The sequence below is a fragment of the Aeromonas sp. DNRA1 genome (assembly GCF_963888745.1).
Taxonomy (GTDB): domain Bacteria; phylum Pseudomonadota; class Gammaproteobacteria; order Enterobacterales; family Aeromonadaceae; genus Aeromonas; species Aeromonas hydrophila.
In genome coordinates this window covers 330,617-350,158 of the sequence record NZ_CAWPKQ010000004.1, presented here as the reverse complement: position 1 = coordinate 350,158, position 19,542 = coordinate 330,617, and the positions used below count along the sequence as shown (strand labels likewise).

The window sequence follows — 19,542 nt, the reverse complement described above, 5'->3', positions numbered from 1 at the left end:
CTTCTTAGTAGAGCGATTGTTGGTTGTCTTCGATGTGCTTGCTGGTCACCCGGCCGAACATCTTGATGTAGGTCCACAGGGTATAACCCAGCACAATCGGTACGAAGATGGCAGCCGCCACCGTCATCACCTTGAGGGTGTTGAAGGAGGCAGTGGCATCCCACATGGTCAGGCTCAGTGACGGCTCAAGACTGGAAGGCATCACGAACGGGAACATGGAGAAGCCTGCAGTCAGGATCACGCCGGCAACCGCCAGGGAGGACGTAGTGAACGCCAGCCAGCCCTTGTTCAGTTTGGCGAACAGTGCGGTCAGCAGGCTCATGGCCAGACCCAGCACCGGCGCTGCAACCATCCAGGGATAGAGGCTGTAGTTGTTCATCCAGGCTCCGGCCTGACGCACCACTTCCTTGTTCATCGGATTGGAAACGGCATCGGTCGCGGCTGCCTTGACCACCACATAGCCTTCCATGCCGCTGACCCAGAAACCGGCCAGACCGAACAGCACCAGCGTCAGCAGCGAGCAGATCATGGCGGCAGTGCGGGAGCGGGCCAGCACTTCACCGTCGGTCTTCATCATCAGCCAGGTCGCACCCTGAGTGACCAGCATGAACAGGCTCACCAGGCCGGCCAGCAGGCCGAAGGGATTGAGCAGACCGAAGAAGTTGCCGTGATAGGTCAGCATCATGAACTGGTTGAAGTCGAACGGTACGCCCTGCAGCAGGTTGCCGAATGCCACGCCAAACACGATGGGCGGTACGGCACTGCCGGCGAACAGCGCCCAGTCCCAGTTGCTGCGCCACTTGGCGTCTTCACGCAGGGAGCGGTACTTGAAACCGACCGGACGGAAGAACAGGGCCATCAGCGTCAGGATCATGGCGATGTAGAAGCCGGAGAAGGCTGCAGCATAGACCATGGGCCAAGCGGCAAACAGGGCACCACCGGCAGTCACCAGCCATACCTGGTTGCCTTCCCAGTGCGGTCCCATGGTGTTGAGCATCACCCGACGCTCGACATCCTTCTTGCCGACGAAGGGGAGCAGCGCGCCCACCCCCATATCGAAGCCGTCGGTGATGGCGAAACCGATCAGCAAGACACCGACCAGCACCCACCAGACCAGACGCAACATTTCGTAATCAAACATGGGTTACTCTCCTTATGCCTTGCTCTGTTCGAAGTGGTACTTGCCCGTCTTCAGGCTGCTTGGGCCCAGACGCGCGTACTTGAACATCAGGTACATCTCGATGATCAGCAGTACGGTATAGAACAGGCAGATCCCGATCAGGGAGAACCAGATCTCGGACGCCGGCACATTGGATGCAGAGACGGAGGTCGGCAGCACTTCAGCGATGGTCCAGGGCTGACGGCCATACTCAGCGACGAACCAGCCACACTCGATGGCGATCCAGGGCAAGGGGATACCGTACAGCAGCGCCTTGAGCAGCCATTTGCGCTCGCCGATCTTGTGACGGGTGCTGTCATAGAAGGCCAGACCGATCAGCAGCAGCATCAGCATGCCGCAGGCAACCATGATGCGGAAGGCGAAGAACAGCGGCGCAACCTGCGGGATGGAGTCATCCACGGCAGCCTTGATCTGTTCGTCAGTGGCATCGGTGACGTTGTTGGTGTAGCGCTTGAGCAGCAGACCGTAGCCCAGATCCTGCTTCACTTCATCGAAGCGGGCACGGGTATCGTCGGACTTGTCGCCCGATTGCAGCTTGGTCAGCAGGTCGTAGGCGGTCATGCCGTTGCGCACGCGCAGCTCATGCTCGCTCTTCAGATCCTTGAGGCCGGTGACCTGACCATCCAGGGAGCGAGTGGCGATGATGCCGAGCGCATAGGGGATCTTGATGGCGTAGTCGGTGCGCATCTCTTCCTGATTCGGAATGCCGAACAGGGTAAAGGAGGCAGGTGCCGGCTCGGTGTTCCACTCGGCCTCGATGGCCGCCAGTTTCACCTTCTGCACTTCACCGGTCTCGTAACCGGACTCGTCACCGAGGATCAGCACGGAGAGGATGGAAGCCATACCAAAAGCGGCTGCAATAGCGAAGGAGCGACGGGCAAAGGCCACATCACGATGCTTGAGCAGGTAGTAGGAAGAGATACCCAGCACGAACATGGCGCCCGTGGTGTAGCCGGCCGCAACGGTATGCACGAACTTGACCTGAGCAACCGGGTTGAACACCAGATCGGCGAAGCTCACCATCTCCATCCGCATGGATTCGAAGTTGAACTCGGCACCGACCGGGTTCTGCATCCAGCCGTTGGCCACCAGGATCCAGAGGGCGGAGAGGTTGGTCCCCAGTGCCATCAGCCAGGTCGCAGCCAGGTGCTGACGCTTGGAGAGGCGATCCCAACCGAAGAAGAACATACCGACGAAGGTGGATTCCAGGAAGAAGGCCATCAAGCCTTCGATGGCCAGCGGGGCCCCGAAGATATCACCGACGTAGTGGGAGTAGTAAGCCCAGTTGGTACCGAACTGAAACTCCATGGTCAGCCCTGTGGTGACCCCAAGGGCAAAGTTGATACCAAACAACTTGCCCCAGAACTTGGTCATGTCCCGGTAGACAGGGTTGTTGGTCATCACATAGACAGACTCCATGATCGCCAGAATGAAGGCCATTCCGAGCGTCAGGGGCACAAACAGGAAGTGATAAAGGGCCGTCGCAGCGAATTGGAACCGCGATAGGTCTACCACATGCTCAGCAATCATGATGTTTCCTCACCGATTATTGGCACGGCTATTTTAAGTTTTAAGGACAAAGCTTCCGTTGGAAGTCCCCGAATTATCGGTCATGTTCCAGTTTTGCACTGACGACCGGATTCGACTGCCACCACATTAACAACAAGGCAATAACAAGGAACAAAAAAAGCTAATGTTTAACAATTGCAAAACAATTCAGCTTGCTTTATTCCCGCCCATAATGACCTGAGTTTTATATCACCTTTATTTGATTGAAATCAATGTAAAACCATCATAAATACATGCCTTTTAAAGGCATTTAAACGGCTAATGAGATTTATTTTAGAGAGCTGCGTCACAAAAAAACAAAGATCGCAAATCATTGATTTAAATCAAATTTATATTTATCACCAATTAGTAATGGTTCTGTTAAAAAACAACTGACAAGGTCGTTTTCATAATGTTTCCTGTGGCTGTGTCGGGTTCGAATAAAACTAATTAAAAACCACTAAAAACGCATGTTCATGCTAATTCCACAAGCCGGCAATATGATTAGTTAATCTAATCTGAGATAGGTAATTTTTCTTGTTTGTCCGAGTCCGATAGAGCTCCTACAATGCGCCTCGCAGTGAGGGCATCCCCTTGGATACAGGCCGGTCAATCTGGGTTCCCGGTACGTATTCGATGAACATTTCGAACCTGTTTATTGGAATCAAAGATGAAAAAGTTTGTTGCTAAAACCATCCGTTACTACAAGCTTTCGTTCGTGCAGCTCTATCAAATGAACCGACTCTGAGGCCTCGCGACGGCTCCTCTGTTTTTTACCGGTCTGTCTCCAGACGCACTCACTGTCTGTGAACATCCATCCTGAATTGTCTTTGCCCACCGCATCCGCAGTGGGCTTTTTTTTGCCCGGATAACAAAAAACCGCCTCTGGCGGCGGTTTTTTGTTCAACCAACTATTTTTACCCTTCATCTGGCCGTTGCAGGCCAAAATGCGCATAAGCTCTTGGTGTCGCGATCCGCCCTCTGGGTGTACGTTGCAAGTAGCCCTGCTGGATCAGATAAGGCTCGAGTACATCCTCGATAGTGTCCTTCTCCTCCCCGATGGCAGCCGCCAGGTTATCCAGCCCCACTGGCCCGCCCAGAAACTTGTCTATCACAGCCAACAATAACTTGCGGTCCATGAAGTCGAAACCCTCATGATCCACGTCCAGCATGTCCATGGCTCGGGCCGCTATGGGTCCATCGATACGGCCGTCAGATTTTACCTGAGCAAAATCGCGCACCCGACGCAACAAACGGTTAGCAATTCGCGGCGTACCGCGCGAACGACGCGCCACCTCCAGTGCACCGTCTTCCGTCATGTCGAGCCCGAGGCAACGGGCGCTGCGCGCGACGATGTCGGTCAAGTCCTTGACGTTGTAGAACTCGAGCCGTTGCACTATGCCAAAACGATCCCGCAGCGGACTGGTGAGGGAGCCAGCCCGGGTAGTGGCACCAATCAGGGTGAAGGGAGGCAGATCGAGCTTGATGGAACGGGCCGCGGGCCCCTCCCCGATCATGATGTCGAGCTGGTAATCCTCCATCGCCGGGTAGAGCACCTCCTCCACCACCGGACTGAGGCGGTGGATCTCGTCGATGAACAACACGTCGTTCGGTTCGAGGTTGGTGAGCAGCGCCGCCAGATCGCCGGCTTTCTCCAGCACCGGGCCGGAGGTGGTCTTGATGTTGACCCCCATCTCGTTGGCAACGATGTTGGCCAGCGTCGTCTTGCCAAGCCCCGGCGGGCCGAAGATCAACAGGTGATCGAGCGCCTCGCCACGCTGGCGCGCCGCAGCGATGAAGATCTCCATCTGCTCGCAGACGGGATCCTGACCGGTGTAATCGGCAAGCAGCTTGGGCCGGATGGCCCGATCGATGACTTCCTCTTCCCGCCCGCCGGAGGCGGAGATGAGACGATCCGCTTCAATCATTGTCTACCTCACACCAGGCTGCGCAGTGCTTCACGGATGATATCTTCCACCGACATGCCATCGGCAGCGACCTTGCTGACGATCTGGCTGGCCTGCTGCGGCTTGTAGCCAAGCGCCACCAGCGCGCTGGCCGCCTCTTCGCTCGAATCCGGCGCCCGCAGGGCACTCTCTCTGGCAGGCAGGGTGATCTCGGCAGGCGAGAAGAGATCGTGGCTGACCCAACCCTTGAGGCGGTCCTTCATCTCCACCACCAGCCGCTCGGCGGTCTTCTTGCCCACTCCCGGCAACTTGACCAGGGAGCTGATCTCTTCGCGCTCGACGCTCAGCACGAACTGGGTGGCGGTCATGCCGGAGAGGATGGCCAGCGCCAGCTTGGGACCGACCCCGTTGGTCTTGATCAGCTCGCGAAACAGCGCACGCTCCTGCTTGTGATTGAAGCCATAGAGCAGTTGGGCATCTTCCCGCACCACGAAGTGGGTGTGGATGGTCGCCTCCTTGCCAATCTCGGGCAGATCATAGAAGCAGCTCATGGGCATCTGTACCTCATAGCCCACGCCCCCGACCTCCAACAGTACCTCGGGGGGTTGTTTCTCAATGACTACGCCTCTCAAGCGACCAATCACGGCTCTCTCCTCGCCAAACCAGCTATCTGTAAATTGGCTCATAGCATAAAGAATAACTGGATAAGTATCCAGCATAGGGCGATGAGGAGCGGGGCGGATTCTCGGCACGTTCGCCCATTGCCAGCCATGCTTGGATCCGGGCATGGCAACAACTTTATTTTTCATCGGGAATGGCGGATTTCAGCCATTGATAAAACACTGAATTGGGTTTGTTCGGAACCAAGGAAGGTCCTGCATCATGAAAATTGTCACCACATCGAATCTCGGGCTGACCATTCTGCTCAGCTGCACGCTGGGGATGGGTATCGTCGGCTGGTATGGCAGCCAGCGGCTGGCGGACTTGCTCTCCTATGTGTTGGGCGCCGCTTGGCAGACTGCCGACGGCGCCATGGAAGGGTCCATCGAGCTAGGCAACCAGTCGCTCTATATCCAGAAGATGCTCAGAGGGATGCCGCTCGACGAGCCGGAGCTGCAACGCGCCAGAGCGGCCACCGCCGACGCCATGCGCCGGGTGGGGGAAGGCCGGCTGATTGACGCCAGCGCCATCAACGCGATGGAGCAGCAACATCTGGCCTATCAGCAGCAACAGGAGCAGTTGCTGGGACTCTACAAGGCCTTTACCAGCGTCGATCAGGCGCTACGCGCCAGCTCGGAGCGCATGTCCCGCCTCTCGACCCAGCTTGAGGTGGTGGGGGACGGCGCGGTCGAGAGCCTGACCCAGTCGCCGGATCAGGCCATCAGCTGGAATGGCGGTCTGGCTACCCGCTGGCATGCTGCCGATGGCGGTATGGAGGCCAACATCGGCTTCCTGCGCCAGCTCTATGCACTGGAGAAAATGCAGAGCGAAGGGCCGACTCCCGCCATCCAGGCCGAGATGAAGGAGGCGACCCGTTTCTATCAGGAGGCGGTCGACGCCATGCTGGGTACCGGCATGTTTGATGTGCCCGGCGAAGGAGAGTTTGCCGGCCAGTCGCTGGCAACCCAGTACCGCACCTTGCACACCGAGGTGCAGCGGCTGATGGTGCAGTGGATGGCGGCACTGGGCGAGTATCAGAGCCAACTGGTCAACTATGAACGCAGCGCCGACCAGCTCAAGCAGCAACTGGTCGAGGTCGAGGCCAAGGGGGACGCCACGGTCGAGGATCAGGTGAACCAGCTCAACAGCATCATCAGCCACACCAAGAACCTGCTGCTGGGGGGTCTGCTGTTGAGCCTGCTGCTAGTGACCCTGTGCGGCTTCTGGCTGGTGCGCACCATCGTCAAACCCCTGCTGCAGGTCAATCAACGCATGCAGGACATCGCGGCAGGCGAAGGCGACCTCAATGCCCGCATCAATCTCAAGCGCGACGACGAGATTGGCTCGCTGGCCGGCAGCGTGGATCGCTTTATCGAGAAACTGCAGAAGATGATCAGCTCCACCATGGACAACAACCAACACATCAGCGAGCACGTCCACACCTCGGTCAACCGGGTCGAAGCCATCAGCCAGAGCAGCCGCCAGACCGCCGAACACGCCCAGGCACTGCACCACGACAGCGAGCAGATGGTCCAGGTCGCCACCTCCATCTCGGATAACTGCAGCCTGGCGGCCCAAAACGCCAACGAGGTACGCCAGCTCACCGCCGAGAGCAGCCAATACGTGACCTCCGCCAGCAACGGCATGCAGCGGGTAGTGGTGGAGGTGGGCGAGTGCGCCAACGCTATCAACGCCCTCAAGGAGCAGGCCAGCCAGATTGGCCAGATCATCTCCACCATCAGCAGCATTTCGGAGCAGACCAACCTGCTGGCGCTCAACGCCGCCATCGAGGCGGCCCGGGCCGGCGAGATGGGCCGCGGCTTTGCCGTGGTGGCCGACGAGGTTCGCACCCTGGCCAATCGCACCGCCTCCTCCAGCGCCGAAATAACCGAGGTGATCAACAGCATCCAGCAACAGACCGAGAAAGCCTATCTGATGATGCAGCGTAATCTGAAGACGGTGGAATCCGGCATGGAGGACTCTGACAACACCAGGCAGATCCTGTTCAAGGTGGAAGAGGCCATCGACCATCTGGCGGACATGGTGCAACAGGTAGCCGATGCCACCGGCCAGCTCTCCCATACCCTCAGCCACACCTCGGACAAGGTCTCCGGCATCAGCTTGCAGGCCCAGACTGGCGAGCAGGAGGCGCAGGAGTGCCTGCAGCTCGCCTCCTCCCTGCATCAGGCCAGCCTGCTGCAACAGCGCCTGCTGTCGCAATTTCGGGTCTGACCAACGCGGGGGCGATGCCCCCGCTTTCTCCCGTCGTACGAATTTAGCCCTTGGGCCGCAGGGTCCGGCCTGTTAAAATTCCGCTCTTGAAATTATCCAGGGCCCAGCCGCCCGTCTTAGCTAAGGTCTACCGCGATGCGTACCAGCCAATATCTGCTTTCCACTCTCAAGGAAACCCCGTCCGATGCCGAGATCGTCAGCCACCAGCTGATGCTGCGCGCCGGCATGATCCGCAAACTGGCCTCCGGCATGTATGCCTGGCTGCCGTCCGGTCTGCGGGTTCTGAAAAAAATCGAGAACATTGTTCGCGAAGAGATGAACAATGCTGGTGCCATCGAAGTCTCCATGCCGGTGGTGCAGCCCGCCGAGCTGTGGCAGGAGTCCGGCCGCTGGGATGACTACGGTCCCGAGCTGTGCCGTCTGACCGACCGTCACAACCGCCCCTTCGTGCTGGGTCCGACCCACGAAGAGGTGATCACCTCGCTGGTGCGTTACGAAGTGAACAGCTACAAGCAGCTGCCGCTCAACCTCTACCAGATCCAGACCAAGTTCCGCGATGAAGTGCGTCCCCGCTTCGGCGTGATGCGCGGCCGCGAATTCCTGATGAAGGACGCCTACTCCTTTCACATCGACAAGGAATCTCTGGTCGATACCTACGAGAAGATGCACGCTGCCTACTGCAAGGCGTTCACCCGCATGGGGCTGAACTTCCGTCCGGTGCAGGCCGATACCGGCTCCATCGGTGGTACCGGCTCCCACGAATTCCAGGTGCTGGCCGAGAGCGGTGAAGACTTGATCGCCTTCTCCGATACATCAGATTACGCCGCCAACATCGAGATGGCCGAAGCGCTGGCACCGGCTGGGGAGCGCCCTGCCGCCACCGCGGCTCTGACCAAGGTCGCAACCCCGGCCGTCCACACCATCGACGAAGTGGCCGCCTTCCTGAACGTGGCGCCGAGCGCCATCGCCAAGACCCTGCTGGTGCTGGGTGAAGAGGACGAGCACGGCAACCAGGCCGTCATTGCGCTGGTACTGCGTGGCGACCACGAGCTGAACGAAATCAAGGCCGAGAAGCTGCCGGGTGTTGCCAACCCGCTGACCTTCGCCAACGACGAGCAGATCAAGGCTGCCGCCGGTTGCGACGCAGGCTCCATCGGTCCGGTCGGCTTTGCCGGTCGCATCATCGCCGATCGCAGCGCCGCCCATCTGGCGGACTTCGTCTGTGGCGCCAACGAGACCGGTTTCCACCTGACCGGTGCCAACTGGGATCGCGATATCGCCTCCTATGACGTGGCCGACCTGCGCAACGTGGTGGAAGGCGATCCGAGCCCGTGCGGCCATGGCAAGCTGCTGCTCAAGCGCGGCATTGAAGTGGGCCATATCTTCCAGCTGGGTACCAAGTACTCCGAAGCGATGAAGGCGAGCGTGCTGAATGAAGGCGGCAAGTCCGTCACCATGGAGATGGGTTGCTACGGTATCGGGGTTTCCCGTCTGGTGGCTGCCGCCATCGAGCAGAACAACGACCAGTACGGCATCATCTGGCCGGAAGCCATCGCCCCGTTCGAAGTGGCCATCGTGCCGATGAACATGCACAAATCCGAGCGCGTGGCCGAGCAGGCTCAGCAGTTCTACACCGAGCTGAAAGCCGCCGGTGTGGATGTGCTGTTCGACGACCGTAAAGAGCGCCCGGGCGTGATGTTCGCCGACATGGAGCTGCTGGGTGTGCCGCACGCCATCGTCATCGGCGACCGCGGTCTGGACAACGACGTGGTGGAGTACAAGTGCCGCCGCACCGGCGAGAAGCAGGAAGTGGCAATCAGCGAGATCGTTGCCCTGCTCAAGGCCAAGCTGGGCCGTTAATTCCGCCCCTTGCCCCCATAAAAAAGCGCGCCATTAGGCGCGCTTTTTGTTTTCTGCCGCAGGGCAGAGGCGAGGCTGGCCGCAGCTAGTTGCGACCGATGAAGAGATCGGTCACATGGCAGCTGCTTCTGGCTTCCAGCGCATCCAGCATGTAGGCGGCGGCATCTTCCGGGGTCATGAAGCCGCTGCTGTCCACGTGATCCGAGTTGTCCCAGAATTCACTGCGGATCCCGCTCGGATAGAGGTTCACCAGCCGCAGCGGCGAGCCTTTCAGCTCGGCCCGCAACGACTCCAGAAAACCGCGCATGCCCCATTTGGAGGCGCAGTAGAGGCTCTCGTTGGCCTTGCCCACCTGGGCGGCGGAGGAGAGCACGTTGGCCAGCACGCCGCCCTTGTCGCCAATGAGGCGCACCGTCTGCTGGGCCACCAGAATGGTGGAGATGAGGTTGCTCTCCACCACCCGGCGGATCTGCTCGGCGGTATAGACGCCGACCGGGCCGAACTCGCCCACACCGGCACAGTGCAGCACCAGCTCGGGCAGGCCGCCCCACTCAACCGCAGCGGCGAACGCCACGTCCACTTCCTCGTGGTGGGCCAGATCGGCGGCGATGCCGATCACCGCCTTGCCGAGCAACTCCTCCTGCTCCTGCAGCCTCTGATAACGACGCCCCATCATGGAGACCTGATGACCGCGTTCAACCAGACCTATGGTGAGCGCCCGGCCCAGACCGGACCCCGCCCCCGTCACTATGATATGACCCATGCTCTTTCCTCGTCGGATGCCGCCATCGGGATGATGGGGGCATCGTCATCAGCCGTTGCCGGAATTAGAAGGTGAATTCGCCACCGATGAACCAGCCGTCGACCCGCTGGTCAACGCGATCGAAGTCCATGCTCGCATCACGCCAGCCGGCACGCACCTTGAGCGGTACGGTCGCGAACTTGTAGGAGCCACCCAGACGGTAGTCGTAGTTGTCGGCATCCTGCACGCGGGCATCGCCGAAGGCGGCAAAACCGGTACCCGGGATGCGCACTTCGGCGCCGGTGTAGGCCATCAGCACGTCCTTGTCATAGGAGTAGTGCTGGGTGTTGAAATCACCATCGTAGCGACGACCGGTCAGACCCAGATCGATCTGGAACAGGTCGTTGTTGAACAGGCGATAGTAGAGGCTCAGATCATAAGCCATCAGATCGTTGTTGAGGGCGCCGCCGCTGGTACCGAAATCGGAGATCTCGAACTTGGCATTGGGCAGCAGGATGATGCCGTGCTCCAGTTGCAGGTAGCCGCTCCAGTTGTAGTTCTCGTCGTAGCTGCCGTTGGCCCCGACACCGTTGATCTGGCCGCTGCCCTGAGCATTCCATACATCGGTACCGGCAGCGAAACGCCAGTCATCGGCAGCCATGGCAGCCTGGCTGAACAGGGCCAGTACGCAACCGGCAATCAAGGTCTTCTTCATCACGTCACTCTCTATCTATGGACTGGAAAGGCCATCATTTTACCCAGTGCGACGGGAATACACAGTGTAAAAAACTGAACAAGCGTCCATTAATGTCAGTGCTGCATGCCGGCCATGGGTTCAATCGGCTTCACCGGCAGGCTCAACTCCAACTTCTGGCCATCATCCATGGTCAATGTCAGCGGGAAAGGGGTGCCCTGGGAGAGCTCGCGCACCTCGAACAGCATGATGTGAAAGCTGCCAGGTTTGAGCGCAACTTCGCCCTTGGCCGGCACCTCAATGCTCTCGACCTGGCGCATCTTCATCACACCGTTCTCATGCAGATGGGTGTGCAGCTCGGCGCGGCCCACCTCGGGCGAGGCGGCAGCCACCAACTTGACCGGCTGATCGGCATCATTCTTCAGTACCAGAAAGGCGGCGGTGTTGGGCGAGCCCGGCGGCAGCAGGCGCACATAGCCGTCGACAGCCTCGACCTTGGCCAGGGCGGGAGCAGCCAGCCCCAAGGCCAGCAGGGAATAGAACGCACGTTTAAACATGGTTGAAATCCTTTTATGATGTTGTTAAACGCAGCAAAGATTACCGCAGCGGTAAGCTTTTGACAGCCAGCAATAACAAGGATTTAGACATGGACCCCATTATCATTGTCGAGCAGCAGGATGGCTTGCTCACCCTGACCCTCAATCGTCCCGACAAGCGCAATGCCCTCAATACCGCCATGTATCGTGCGCTCACCGACGCCTTGCGACAAGCGACGGAAGATGACGCCATCCATGCCCTGCTCATCCAGGGGCAGAGCGACTGCTTTACTGCCGGCAATGATCTGGCCGACTTCGTGGGGAAAGAGACCCTGGAGGCGGACGATCCCATCTTGCAGTTCCTCCACACCCTGGCCGACTTCCCGAAACCGGTGATCGCCGCGGTTGGCGGTGCGGCGGTGGGGATTGGCACCACCCTGCTGCTGCACTGCGATCTGGTCTATCTGGCCGACAATGCCCGCCTGCAACTGCCCTTCGTCGAGCTGGGGCTGGTGCCGGAGTTTGCCTCCAGCCTGCTGCTGCCACGCAGTGTGGGCCACTTGAAGGCAGCGGAGCTGTTGCTGCTGGCCGAAGCCATCGATGCCGACGAGGCACTGCGGCTGGGGCTCGCCAACCGGGTGCTGGCGGCCGAAGCGCTGCTCCCCTTTGCCCGGGAACAGGGTTTGAAGCTGGCAGCCAAGGCGCCGAAGGCGCTGCAAAAGAGCAAGGCGCTGCTCAAGCAGGAGCTCAGGCAGGCGGTGCACTTCGTCATTGATCTGGAGGCGCGCGCCTTCTCCCTCGCCCTGCAGGGGGAAGAGGCACAAACGCGGATCGCCCAGCGCCTCAAAGGCCGTAAATGATCCTCAGTTGAGGCGAAAACGGCCGATCAGTTCGCAGCCCTGCACCTGATCCTGCAGCTGGATCAAGCGGGCGATGTCGGGATTGGGATGGCGCTTGAGGAAAGAGAGCAGCGCCGCCCGACAGCAACCCAGTTCGCTGATGAGGGATTCGCACTCCTGGTTCGGGCACTGGGGCACCAACGCCGTCACCAGCTCGGAGGCCAGCTTGAGGTAGCGCAGCTCGTAGGCCGGCTCCTCCATGGCGCGCCAGAAGTCGGCCAGCCGGTGGCAGGTCGCCACCCTCATGCTGGCCAACTCGTCCAGCTCGCCGTCACTCAGTTCGTATACCTCGGCGAGGGCCTGCTGATAGAGGCAGATGGCGGTGCCGAGCGCGCCCGCGCCCAGTGCGTTTTCAGCCTCCAGCATGTAACGCTGCCAGATTTGATGGGTCATGCCGATCTCCCAGGTTGATGGGTGGGACTTTTATCATGCCCAGTTGAGAATGAATATCAACCCGACATTTCGTGCAGGTTTTGACCAGATGGCAACGGTTGGCTTGGCCCCCATCCCCATATGGCTTACCATACCGCTCCCCCCTTCAGGACCCGCACACTCCATGCTGCGACCCCGTTTACCCCAGGATCTGGGCTGCTCGACCCTGTGCGTGCCCCGCCTGCTGGTCTGGATCTATTAGCTGCGCTCCTCGCGTCATCCACCCTATCCATTTGAACGAGGAGACAACCATGAAACCCTGCCAACACTGGTCGCAAGTCGAGTACCTGCACCTGACGGTGAGCAACCCCAATATCCACCTGAAGGGGCGCCACAGCTACTACTCCGGCGCCTGGGACGGCCCGTTTGAAGAGGCCGCCGTGCGCTATCTGTACGGCGACAACTTCAGCCGCAGCCCGGAGACCGGCTGGGAACCGCTCTGGCACATCGATCAGCTGCATATCGGCGACTATGTGCAAATAGCCGCCGGGGTGAAGATCCTGATGGGCGGCAACCACACCCACAATGCCGACTTCATCAGCACCTACCCGTTTGCCGATCTTGATGCCCTCCAGCGCAGCTATCGCCCTGCCGGCGACACCCGCATCGGCAACGACGTCTGGATCGGCATGGACGCCATGATCATGCCGGGGGTCACCCTCGGCGACGGTGCCATCATCGCGGCGCGCGCCCTGGTCAATCAGGATGTGCCGCCCTATGCCATGGTGGCCGGTACGCCGGCCAAAGTGATCAGGATGCGCTTTGCTGAGGAGGAGATTACCCGCTTGCAGGCGCTGGCCTGGTGGGAGTGGCCAGATGCCCAGGTGCAGGCCTTGCTGCCGCTGATCCAGCAAGGCGAAGTGGCCCTGCTGGAACAGGCTGCCGCGCACTGGCAGCAGACCCGGCAACCATCATGACGAAGCGGGGGGCATTGGCCTCCCGCAATTGCTTTGATAGCGGCTATCCCCTCAGTTGCCGCTGCGCGACTGATTGACCCGGCACTGCTTGCCGGGATAACCGGGCAGATCCGCCGCCTTGCTGCTGCACGCCAGCCGCTTGGCCTGATAGAGGCGATCCGCCAGGTTGGCGCTGTCGACCGGCAGCCAGTCCATCTGCTGGCCGAGCCAGCTGGCCCAGGCAAACTCGACGAAGTAGACCTGCTCACGCTTGTCGAAATAGCCCGCATCCTGCAGCAGCCCGGCCACCGTCCGATAGGGGTAATCCGGCAGTTCACCGATGTGGGCCGGCAGTTGCTGCGGCGTCAGTGCACCGCCCTTTTCATCCTTGAGCCAGGCCCAGTGGTTGCACTGCATCTGGCTCCAAAAGTTCTCCTTGTCCTGCAACCTGGCGATCACCTTGACCCGCACCTGCTTCACACCAGACTGCCACAGCGCCTTGGTCAGATGGTGCCTGTCCACCAGCCAGTAACCGCCATCGGGCGCAATGACGATGGGGATCTCTTTCTTTTTCATCAGCTTGTCGAGCTGCTTTGCACTCTTGCCCGCCAGCTCGGCCTGGGTGTTGTCGACCTGGATCTGGCCCACGCCACCCTGGGTCGGATGCAGCTGATCTATGTTCACCTCGCACCAGCTGCCAACCTGACTCTCGCGCTCACACGGCGCCAGTGCCCAGGCCCCCTGACTGATGGCCAGGGCCAACAGGATCCATGTTCTCATTGCTCACTCCTCTGCCCGAATGGCGGGTCAAATAAGATGCCGGGGAGTTCCCTCAACCAAGGGACTCATACTGGCGGTCTGACCAGCAAACGGGATATCATGATTTCCCGTCTGTCGGCGATCACTTCTCGCCGAGTTTTCTCCCCGCTTCACACTATTTGAAGGATCAACCATGAAAGGATGGAGTCCCCTGTTGGCCCTGCTGGGCTGTGCCTGTATCCAGGCTGCCGATGTTCCACCCGGCACCCAGCTCGCTGCCGAACAGGCCGTCGTGCGTCATCTGAAAGACGAACCGGCGAGCCTGAGCCCGCTCAAGCTGGTCGGCCTGCCCGAGTTGCAGGTACTGCGGGATCTCTACGAGGGGCTGCTGACCCAGGGACCGGACGGCAAGGTGCAGCCCGGTGTGGCCGCCAGCTGGGACAACCAAGGCAACCAGCGCTTCACCTTCCATCTGCGACCGGACGCCCGCTGGTCCAACGGCGATCCCGTGCAGGCCGCCGACTTCGTCTACGGCTGGCGCAAACTGGTCGATCCCAAAGAAGCGGCCACCTTTGCCTGGTTCGCCCAGCTGGCTCGCTTCGACAAGGTGGATGAGATCGTGGCCGGCAAGCTGCCCCCCGCAGAGCTCGGGGTGAAGGCCCTCGATGAACATACCCTGCAGGTGACCCTCTCCCAGCCGGTGCCCTACTTCCTGAGCCTGCTGACCCACCCCAGCCTGTCGCCGCTGCATCGCGCCAGCATGGAGCAATACGGCAACCAGTGGACCCAGCCCGGCAAGCTGGTCGGCAACGGTGCCTTCGTGCTGAGTCACCGGGTGGTGAACGAGAAGCTGGAGCTGACCCCCAACCCCTACTACTGGGATCGCGCCCATACCGTGCTGACCAAGGTCACCTTCGTGCCCATCAATCAGGAGAGCGCGGCCACCAACCGCTACCTGGCCGGCGACCTGCACATCACCGAGTCCTTCCCCAAGGAGCAGTATCACAAACTGATGCAGCAGATCCCGGGCGAGGTCTATACCCCGGATCAGCTCGGCACCTACTACTACGCCTTCAACACCCAGCGCGCGCCCCTCAACGACGTGCGGGTGCGCAAGGCGCTCTCCTACACCATCGATCGGGGCCTCATCGCCAGCAAGATCCTGGGTACCGGAGAAAAACCGGCCTATCACTTCACCCCGGACGTGGTTGCCGGCTTCGAGCCCAAGGCCAACCTGCTCTCCAGCAGCAGTCAGCAGGAGCTGGACGACAAGGCCAGAGCCCTGCTCAAGGAGGCGGGCTACGGCCCGGCCAACCCGCTCAAGCTGACCCTGCTCTACAACACGGCCGAGGTACACAAGAAGATGGCGCTGGCCATCGCCAACCTGTGGAAACAGAAGCTGGGGGCCCGGGTCGAGCTCACCAATCAGGAGTGGAAAACCTATCTCGACAGCCGCCAGAGCGGCCAGTTCGAGGTGATCCGCTCCTCCTGGGTGGCCGACTACAACGATCCGTCCGCCTTCCTCGGCCTGTGGGGCTCCCACCACAGCGGCAACATGGCCCGCTTCGCCAATGCCGGCTACGATGCCCTGCTGGCCAAGGCTGCCAACAGCCAGGATCCCCGTGAACGGGCCAGCCTGTTCGATGAGGCCGAAACCATACTGCAGGACGAGGCGCCCATCGCCCCCATCTATCAGTACACCAACGCTCGGCTGATCAAGCCCTGGCTCAAGGGCTATCCCATCAACAATCCGGAAGACGTGGCCTACAGCCGCCAGCTCTACCTCGTCAAACACTGACCCTGTAGGGGCCGGCCATGCCGGCCCCCTCTCTCCCCCTGTTCATGCTCAAGTTTTCGGCATAGAATGCCGCCCTTTCAGACAATCACGCCCCTCAATCACCGATGTTGTTATGCGCTATTTATTGATGATCGCCCTGCTTACAGCCCTGCCCGCCCAGGCCGCCAGCGAGGCACAGTGCCGCCAGGCATTCACCGAATGGATGCTGGCCCAGCACAAGCAGTTCAGCGACCGCAAGGCCAGCAAGATGGAGCGGCGCAGCGCGGAGCGGGCCATCGATCAGGTGCGCAGCGAATTCTCGAAGCGGGAGAGCTTCTGTCAGGCCATGGAGTGGGTGGAGCACAACCGGGATCAGGATCCCCGCTTCACCCCGCGGATCGGGGAGATCCACGACTTCACCCCACCAACCGACTCGCCGTCATAAAAAAAGCCCCGAACCTGCGTTCGGGGCTTTTTTACAGGGCATCACCGGCGTCGGCATCAGTCGACGTAGAAGGTCTGCTGGAAGGTCAGCGTCTGCTGCTGCCCCTCCCCCATGATCTTCAGGGTGAACTGGTAGGTATCTTCGTTGCGATAGGGCAGCACCGCCAGATAGTAGATGGCATCCCCCTCCTTGACCTCCTGGAAGCTCAGAGTGCGGATGGTGCCGGTGAGGTTCTTGGCCTCGCCGCTGATCCCCACCGCCTGGGCGACCCCCTGCTTGTTCTGCACCGCGATGTTGACGATGCCGTTGTAGCGGCTGCGCTCCAGACCATAGGCCTTGGCCACCTCGGGGGTGAGGAAGCTGGAGTTGAAGGCACTGTAGTGCACCTGCCAGGGGCCCAGCTCCTTCATCTGTTCGGCCCGCAGGGGCAAGGTCAGCAGCAGTGCCAGCAGGCAGCTTATCCAGGCTGTTTTCATGATGTCATCCTTCTCGTGTTAACCCTGATTGTCCAGCAGGGCACTGACCTCGGCGGGGATCTGCCTGGGCGCCTCGATGGCGACCGTCTTGTGCCGCCCCAGCTCCCCCCGCACGATGCGAACCTGCCCCTTGGCCACCTTGAACTGCTTGGCCAGATACTTGATCAAGTGGCTGTTGGCCTGGCCATCCACCGGCGGCGCCGTGATGGCCACTTTCAACTCTTCTCCGTGCAATCCGACGATCTGATCCCGACTCGCCTTGGGCTGGATCATCAGATGCATTATCAGCTCATCCCCTTCCCGCAGGACGGCTGCCATCAAATCATCCACCACAGCTGGCCGAACAGATCGCCCAACAGATAGTTTATGGCCTGCAGCCCGATAAAGGCGACCAACACGGAGAGATCCAGCCCGCCCAGTGCCGGCAGAATGCGGCGGATGGGGGCCAGGAAGGGCTCGGTCAGCTGGTGCATCACGTACTCGATGGGGTTGCGACCCTGGCTGACCCAGCTCAGGATGGCGCGGATCAGCAGCACCCAGAAGATCATGGAGCCGGCCTTCTTCAGCACGGTGAGCCCGGCAAACAGGCTGAGGGTGAGCCAGTCGGCCAGCAGCACGTTCATGCTCTTGAGCAGTGCCAGCTTGGCGAAGGCGATGATGATGGCCAGCAGCACAGAGGCCATGTCCAGCCCACCAAACCCGGGAATGATCCGGCGCAGCGGCACCACCAGCGGATTGGTCAGCTTGACCACCATCTGGCTCATGGGGTTGTAGAAGTCTGCGCGGGCCCACTGCAGCCAGACGCGCAACAGCACCACCATGAGATAGAGGTCAAAAATCGTGTTAATCAGAAAGTAAGCAGTGTTCATCTGGGCTCCAGGTTGAGACAGAGAGTAAGAGAAATCGGGTTCAGAACAGGGTTTCCATTTCGCCGGCCCGGGCAACGGCCGCCTGCATGGCGTGTGCCGTCAGCGGCATCAGTCCCTGCTGCTGGAAAGTCTTGATCGCCTCGGCGGTGGTGCCGCCCTTGCTGGTCACCTGCTCGCGCAGGGTCTGCAACGACAGCTCGGGATTTTGCTCGACCATGGCGGCCGCACCAAGAGCGGTCTGCTGCACCAGCAGGCGGGCCTGCTCGGGGGAGAAGCCCATGGCCTCGGCCTCTTCGGCGATGGCCTGCATGAACAGGAAGAAATAAGCGGGCGCACTGCCGGCCGCGGCGATGACGCCGTTGATGCTGGACTCCTGCTCCACCCACAGGGTTTTGCCCACCGCCTGCATCATCTGCTCGGCCAGCTCCCGGTCAGCCTGCTCGATGCCGGGCGGCGCGTACAGCCCGGTCATCCCCAGCCCCAGCAGAGAGGGGGTGTTCGGCATGGTGCGGATGATCCGGCCGTGGCCGCCCGCCATCTCGGCCAGCCGCGCCACCTTGATGCCGGCGGCGATGGAGATGAGCAGCTTGCCCTCCAGCGTGCCCAGCTGTGCCACCAGCGCGCTCAGCATGGCGGCCATCAGCTGCGGCTTGACCGCCAGCACGATCACCTCCGCCGCCCGGGCCGCCTCGGCGTTGTCCTGGGTGATGCGGATGCCATAGTCGTTGGCCAGCGCATCCAGCTTGGGCCGACTGGGGTTGGCGGCGATGATCCGGTCGGCCGGATAGCCCGCCTGAACCAGACCGGCAATGATACTGCGGCTCATGTTGCCCGCCCCGATAAAGGCGAGGATTCTATGCTGCATCAAACGCTCCTGTTACCTGAAAAAAGCACTGCCCGATGCATCGCATCCCGGGCCTTGCTCATGAATAGTCGCGGGCACCGAAGATGGCGGTACCGACTCGCACCATGGTGCTGCCGTGGCCGATCGCCAGTTCGAGATCCTCGGTCATCCCCATCGAGAGGGTGTCGACGCCCGGGTATTGTTGCGCAAGCTCGGTGAACAGAGTCTGCATGCGCACCATCTGGGCGGCCAGCACCGCCTCGTCGCTGGTGTGCTCCGGAATCGCCATCAGGCCGCGCAGCCGCAGCCGTTCACAGCGGGAGACCAGTTCAGCCAGGCGGAAAATCTCTTGCTCCGACGTTCCGGATTTGCTGCTCTCTCCGCTAATATTGATTTGCAGACAGACATTTAGCGGTGCGAGCCCGCTCGGGCGCTGGTTGTTCAGGCGTTCGATCAGCTTCTCTCTGTCCACGCTCTGCACCCAGTCGAAACGCTCGGCCACCAGCTTGGACTTGTTCGATTGCAGCGGGCCGATAAAGTGCCACTCTATGTCTGCACAGACCCCTTGCTCACGCAGGGTATCTATCTTGGTCGCCGCTTCCTGGGCGTAGGATTCGCCGAAGCGGCGCTGACCGGCGGCATAGGCCTCGCAAACGGCCTCCAGCGGTTTGGTCTTGCTGACCGCCAGCAGCTGGATGTGATCGCGGCTTCGGCCCGCGCGACTGGCGGCTTGTACAATACGTTCCTTGACCTGAAGCAGGTGCTCGGCAATCTGGTTCATGTTTC

20 protein-coding genes are annotated in these 19,542 nt (G+C 60.6%); 6 read left to right on the top strand and 14 right to left on the bottom strand.

The window, feature by feature from the left end:
* Nucleotides 1-4 precede the first annotated feature (4 nt).
* From cydB to ruvA, 4 genes are all read right to left on the bottom strand, one after another.
* Nucleotides 5-1,141 (bottom strand): cytochrome d ubiquinol oxidase subunit II, encoded by a 1,137-nt coding sequence (gene cydB / locus AACQ43_RS15330; RefSeq protein ID WP_076361803.1) that lies wholly within the window; start codon nucleotides 1,139-1,141, stop codon nucleotides 5-7.
* A 12-nt stretch (nucleotides 1,142-1,153) separates the two neighbouring features.
* Nucleotides 1,154-2,710, bottom strand: coding sequence for a cytochrome ubiquinol oxidase subunit I (cydA, locus tag AACQ43_RS15325; RefSeq protein WP_076361804.1), 1,557 nt, complete (start codon nucleotides 2,708-2,710; stop codon nucleotides 1,154-1,156).
* 935 nt (nucleotides 2,711-3,645) lie between these two features.
* Nucleotides 3,646-4,656, bottom strand: coding sequence for a Holliday junction branch migration DNA helicase RuvB (ruvB, locus tag AACQ43_RS15320; protein ID WP_168967794.1), 1,011 nt, complete (start codon nucleotides 4,654-4,656; stop codon nucleotides 3,646-3,648).
* A gap of 8 nt (nucleotides 4,657-4,664) precedes the next feature.
* On the bottom strand, nucleotides 4,665-5,279 hold the full coding sequence (gene ruvA / locus AACQ43_RS15315) for a Holliday junction branch migration protein RuvA (protein WP_011707372.1): 615 nt from the start codon (nucleotides 5,277-5,279) through the stop codon (nucleotides 4,665-4,667).
* A gap of 238 nt (nucleotides 5,280-5,517) precedes the next feature.
* Between ruvA and AACQ43_RS15310 the strand changes: the two genes are divergently transcribed.
* Complete coding sequence (locus AACQ43_RS15310) at nucleotides 5,518-7,527, top strand: methyl-accepting chemotaxis protein (protein ID WP_168967793.1); 2,010 nt, start codon at nucleotides 5,518-5,520, stop codon at nucleotides 7,525-7,527.
* Between the two features lie 135 nt (nucleotides 7,528-7,662).
* Complete coding sequence (locus tag AACQ43_RS15305; RefSeq protein WP_168967792.1) at nucleotides 7,663-9,387, top strand: proline--tRNA ligase; 1,725 nt, start codon at nucleotides 7,663-7,665, stop codon at nucleotides 9,385-9,387.
* A gap of 85 nt (nucleotides 9,388-9,472) precedes the next feature.
* On the opposite strand, the gene AACQ43_RS15300 is transcribed toward AACQ43_RS15305, so the two are convergent.
* From AACQ43_RS15300 to AACQ43_RS15290, 3 genes are all read right to left on the bottom strand, one after another.
* Nucleotides 9,473-10,150, bottom strand: a complete 678-nt coding sequence (locus AACQ43_RS15300) for an SDR family oxidoreductase (protein ID WP_011707375.1) — start codon at nucleotides 10,148-10,150, stop codon at nucleotides 9,473-9,475.
* Between the two features lie 64 nt (nucleotides 10,151-10,214).
* A complete protein-coding gene (locus AACQ43_RS15295; protein WP_011707376.1) occupies nucleotides 10,215-10,844 on the bottom strand; it encodes a TIGR04219 family outer membrane beta-barrel protein in 630 nt (209 codons plus the stop codon).
* Nucleotides 10,845-10,939: 95 nt separating this feature from the next.
* Nucleotides 10,940-11,380 carry a copper chaperone PCu(A)C gene (locus AACQ43_RS15290; protein ID WP_011707377.1) on the bottom strand — a complete coding sequence of 147 codons (441 nt, stop codon included), beginning with the start codon at nucleotides 11,378-11,380 and terminating at the stop codon, nucleotides 10,940-10,942.
* A gap of 89 nt (nucleotides 11,381-11,469) precedes the next feature.
* Here AACQ43_RS15290 and AACQ43_RS15285 point away from each other — a divergent pair, with 89 nt between their 5' ends.
* Nucleotides 11,470-12,219 carry an enoyl-CoA hydratase-related protein gene (locus tag AACQ43_RS15285; RefSeq protein WP_041216522.1) on the top strand — a complete coding sequence of 250 codons (750 nt, stop codon included), beginning with the start codon at nucleotides 11,470-11,472 and terminating at the stop codon, nucleotides 12,217-12,219.
* 3 nt (nucleotides 12,220-12,222) lie between these two features.
* Here AACQ43_RS15285 and AACQ43_RS15280 read toward each other — a convergent pair whose 3' ends face one another.
* A complete protein-coding gene (locus tag AACQ43_RS15280; protein WP_011707379.1) occupies nucleotides 12,223-12,651 on the bottom strand; it encodes a DUF2753 domain-containing protein in 429 nt (142 codons plus the stop codon).
* A 290-nt stretch (nucleotides 12,652-12,941) separates the two neighbouring features.
* On the opposite strand from AACQ43_RS15280, the gene AACQ43_RS15275 reads away from it, so the two are divergent.
* Nucleotides 12,942-13,607 carry a CatB-related O-acetyltransferase gene (locus tag AACQ43_RS15275; RefSeq protein ID WP_135318974.1) on the top strand — a complete coding sequence of 222 codons (666 nt, stop codon included), beginning with the start codon at nucleotides 12,942-12,944 and terminating at the stop codon, nucleotides 13,605-13,607.
* A 51-nt stretch (nucleotides 13,608-13,658) separates the two neighbouring features.
* On the opposite strand, the gene AACQ43_RS15270 is transcribed toward AACQ43_RS15275, so the two are convergent.
* On the bottom strand, nucleotides 13,659-14,366 hold the full coding sequence (locus AACQ43_RS15270; RefSeq protein WP_011707381.1) for a ParB-like protein: 708 nt from the start codon (nucleotides 14,364-14,366) through the stop codon (nucleotides 13,659-13,661).
* 172 nt (nucleotides 14,367-14,538) lie between these two features.
* On the opposite strand from AACQ43_RS15270, the gene AACQ43_RS15265 reads away from it, so the two are divergent.
* Entirely contained in the window at nucleotides 14,539-16,143 is a 1,605-nt protein-coding gene (locus AACQ43_RS15265; RefSeq protein ID WP_168967791.1) for a peptide ABC transporter substrate-binding protein, read from the top strand.
* 112 nt (nucleotides 16,144-16,255) lie between these two features.
* A complete protein-coding gene (locus AACQ43_RS15260; protein ID WP_168967790.1) occupies nucleotides 16,256-16,567 on the top strand; it encodes a hypothetical protein in 312 nt (103 codons plus the stop codon).
* A gap of 56 nt (nucleotides 16,568-16,623) precedes the next feature.
* On the opposite strand, the gene AACQ43_RS15255 is transcribed toward AACQ43_RS15260, so the two are convergent.
* From AACQ43_RS15255 to AACQ43_RS15235, 5 genes are read right to left on the bottom strand one after another with little or no spacing between them, the layout of a single operon-like run.
* The gene (locus AACQ43_RS15255; protein ID WP_060390705.1) at nucleotides 16,624-17,043 is read right to left on the bottom strand and encodes a DUF4426 domain-containing protein; all 420 of its coding nucleotides are present in this window, start codon (nucleotides 17,041-17,043) and stop codon (nucleotides 16,624-16,626) included.
* 18 nt (nucleotides 17,044-17,061) lie between these two features.
* Nucleotides 17,062-17,361: a DUF167 family protein YggU gene (yggU, locus tag AACQ43_RS15250; RefSeq protein WP_011707385.1), complete on the bottom strand. Its 300-nt coding sequence runs from the start codon at nucleotides 17,359-17,361 to the stop codon at nucleotides 17,062-17,064.
* Nucleotides 17,361-17,912 (bottom strand): YggT family protein, encoded by a 552-nt coding sequence (locus tag AACQ43_RS15245; protein WP_017411214.1) that lies wholly within the window; start codon nucleotides 17,910-17,912, stop codon nucleotides 17,361-17,363. Before AACQ43_RS15245 ends, yggU begins: the two co-directional genes overlap by 1 nt.
* A gap of 40 nt (nucleotides 17,913-17,952) precedes the next feature.
* Nucleotides 17,953-18,777 carry a pyrroline-5-carboxylate reductase gene (gene proC / locus AACQ43_RS15240; protein ID WP_168967789.1) on the bottom strand — a complete coding sequence of 275 codons (825 nt, stop codon included), beginning with the start codon at nucleotides 18,775-18,777 and terminating at the stop codon, nucleotides 17,953-17,955.
* Between the two features lie 58 nt (nucleotides 18,778-18,835).
* Entirely contained in the window at nucleotides 18,836-19,537 is a 702-nt protein-coding gene (locus AACQ43_RS15235) for a YggS family pyridoxal phosphate-dependent enzyme (RefSeq protein WP_016351971.1), read from the bottom strand.
* Nucleotides 19,538-19,542 lie beyond the last annotated feature (5 nt).

What these genes read in the sequence shown, in the direction of transcription:
- AACQ43_RS15280 (WP_011707379.1), bottom strand. Translation starts at nt 12,651, where the DNA reads ATGACCCATCAAATCTGGCAGCGTTACATGCTGGAGGCTGAAAACGCA.
- proC (WP_168967789.1), bottom strand. Translation starts at nt 18,777, where the DNA reads ATGCAGCATAGAATCCTCGCCTTTATCGGGGCGGGCAACATGAGCCGC.
- AACQ43_RS15285 (WP_041216522.1), top strand. Translation starts at nt 11,470, where the DNA reads ATGGACCCCATTATCATTGTCGAGCAGCAGGATGGCTTGCTCACCCTG.
- AACQ43_RS15300 (WP_011707375.1), bottom strand. Translation starts at nt 10,150, where the DNA reads ATGGGTCATATCATAGTGACGGGGGCGGGGTCCGGTCTGGGCCGGGCG.
- AACQ43_RS15235 (WP_016351971.1), bottom strand. Translation starts at nt 19,537, where the DNA reads ATGAACCAGATTGCCGAGCACCTGCTTCAGGTCAAGGAACGTATTGTA.
- AACQ43_RS15255 (WP_060390705.1), bottom strand. Translation starts at nt 17,043, where the DNA reads ATGAAAACAGCCTGGATAAGCTGCCTGCTGGCACTGCTGCTGACCTTG.
- AACQ43_RS15275 (WP_135318974.1), top strand. Translation starts at nt 12,942, where the DNA reads ATGAAACCCTGCCAACACTGGTCGCAAGTCGAGTACCTGCACCTGACG.
- ruvB (WP_168967794.1), bottom strand. Translation starts at nt 4,656, where the DNA reads ATGATTGAAGCGGATCGTCTCATCTCCGCCTCCGGCGGGCGGGAAGAG.
- AACQ43_RS15295 (WP_011707376.1), bottom strand. Translation starts at nt 10,844, where the DNA reads ATGAAGAAGACCTTGATTGCCGGTTGCGTACTGGCCCTGTTCAGCCAG.
- AACQ43_RS15290 (WP_011707377.1), bottom strand. Translation starts at nt 11,380, where the DNA reads ATGTTTAAACGTGCGTTCTATTCCCTGCTGGCCTTGGGGCTGGCTGCT.
- AACQ43_RS15270 (WP_011707381.1), bottom strand. Translation starts at nt 14,366, where the DNA reads ATGAGAACATGGATCCTGTTGGCCCTGGCCATCAGTCAGGGGGCCTGG.
- AACQ43_RS15305 (WP_168967792.1), top strand. Translation starts at nt 7,663, where the DNA reads ATGCGTACCAGCCAATATCTGCTTTCCACTCTCAAGGAAACCCCGTCC.
- cydA (WP_076361804.1), bottom strand. Translation starts at nt 2,710, where the DNA reads ATGATTGCTGAGCATGTGGTAGACCTATCGCGGTTCCAATTCGCTGCG.
- AACQ43_RS15260 (WP_168967790.1), top strand. Translation starts at nt 16,256, where the DNA reads ATGCGCTATTTATTGATGATCGCCCTGCTTACAGCCCTGCCCGCCCAG.
- AACQ43_RS15310 (WP_168967793.1), top strand. Translation starts at nt 5,518, where the DNA reads ATGAAAATTGTCACCACATCGAATCTCGGGCTGACCATTCTGCTCAGC.
- AACQ43_RS15245 (WP_017411214.1), bottom strand. Translation starts at nt 17,912, where the DNA reads ATGAACACTGCTTACTTTCTGATTAACACGATTTTTGACCTCTATCTC.
- yggU (WP_011707385.1), bottom strand. Translation starts at nt 17,361, where the DNA reads ATGGCAGCCGTCCTGCGGGAAGGGGATGAGCTGATAATGCATCTGATG.
- cydB (WP_076361803.1), bottom strand. Translation starts at nt 1,141, where the DNA reads ATGTTTGATTACGAAATGTTGCGTCTGGTCTGGTGGGTGCTGGTCGGT.
- AACQ43_RS15265 (WP_168967791.1), top strand. Translation starts at nt 14,539, where the DNA reads ATGAAAGGATGGAGTCCCCTGTTGGCCCTGCTGGGCTGTGCCTGTATC.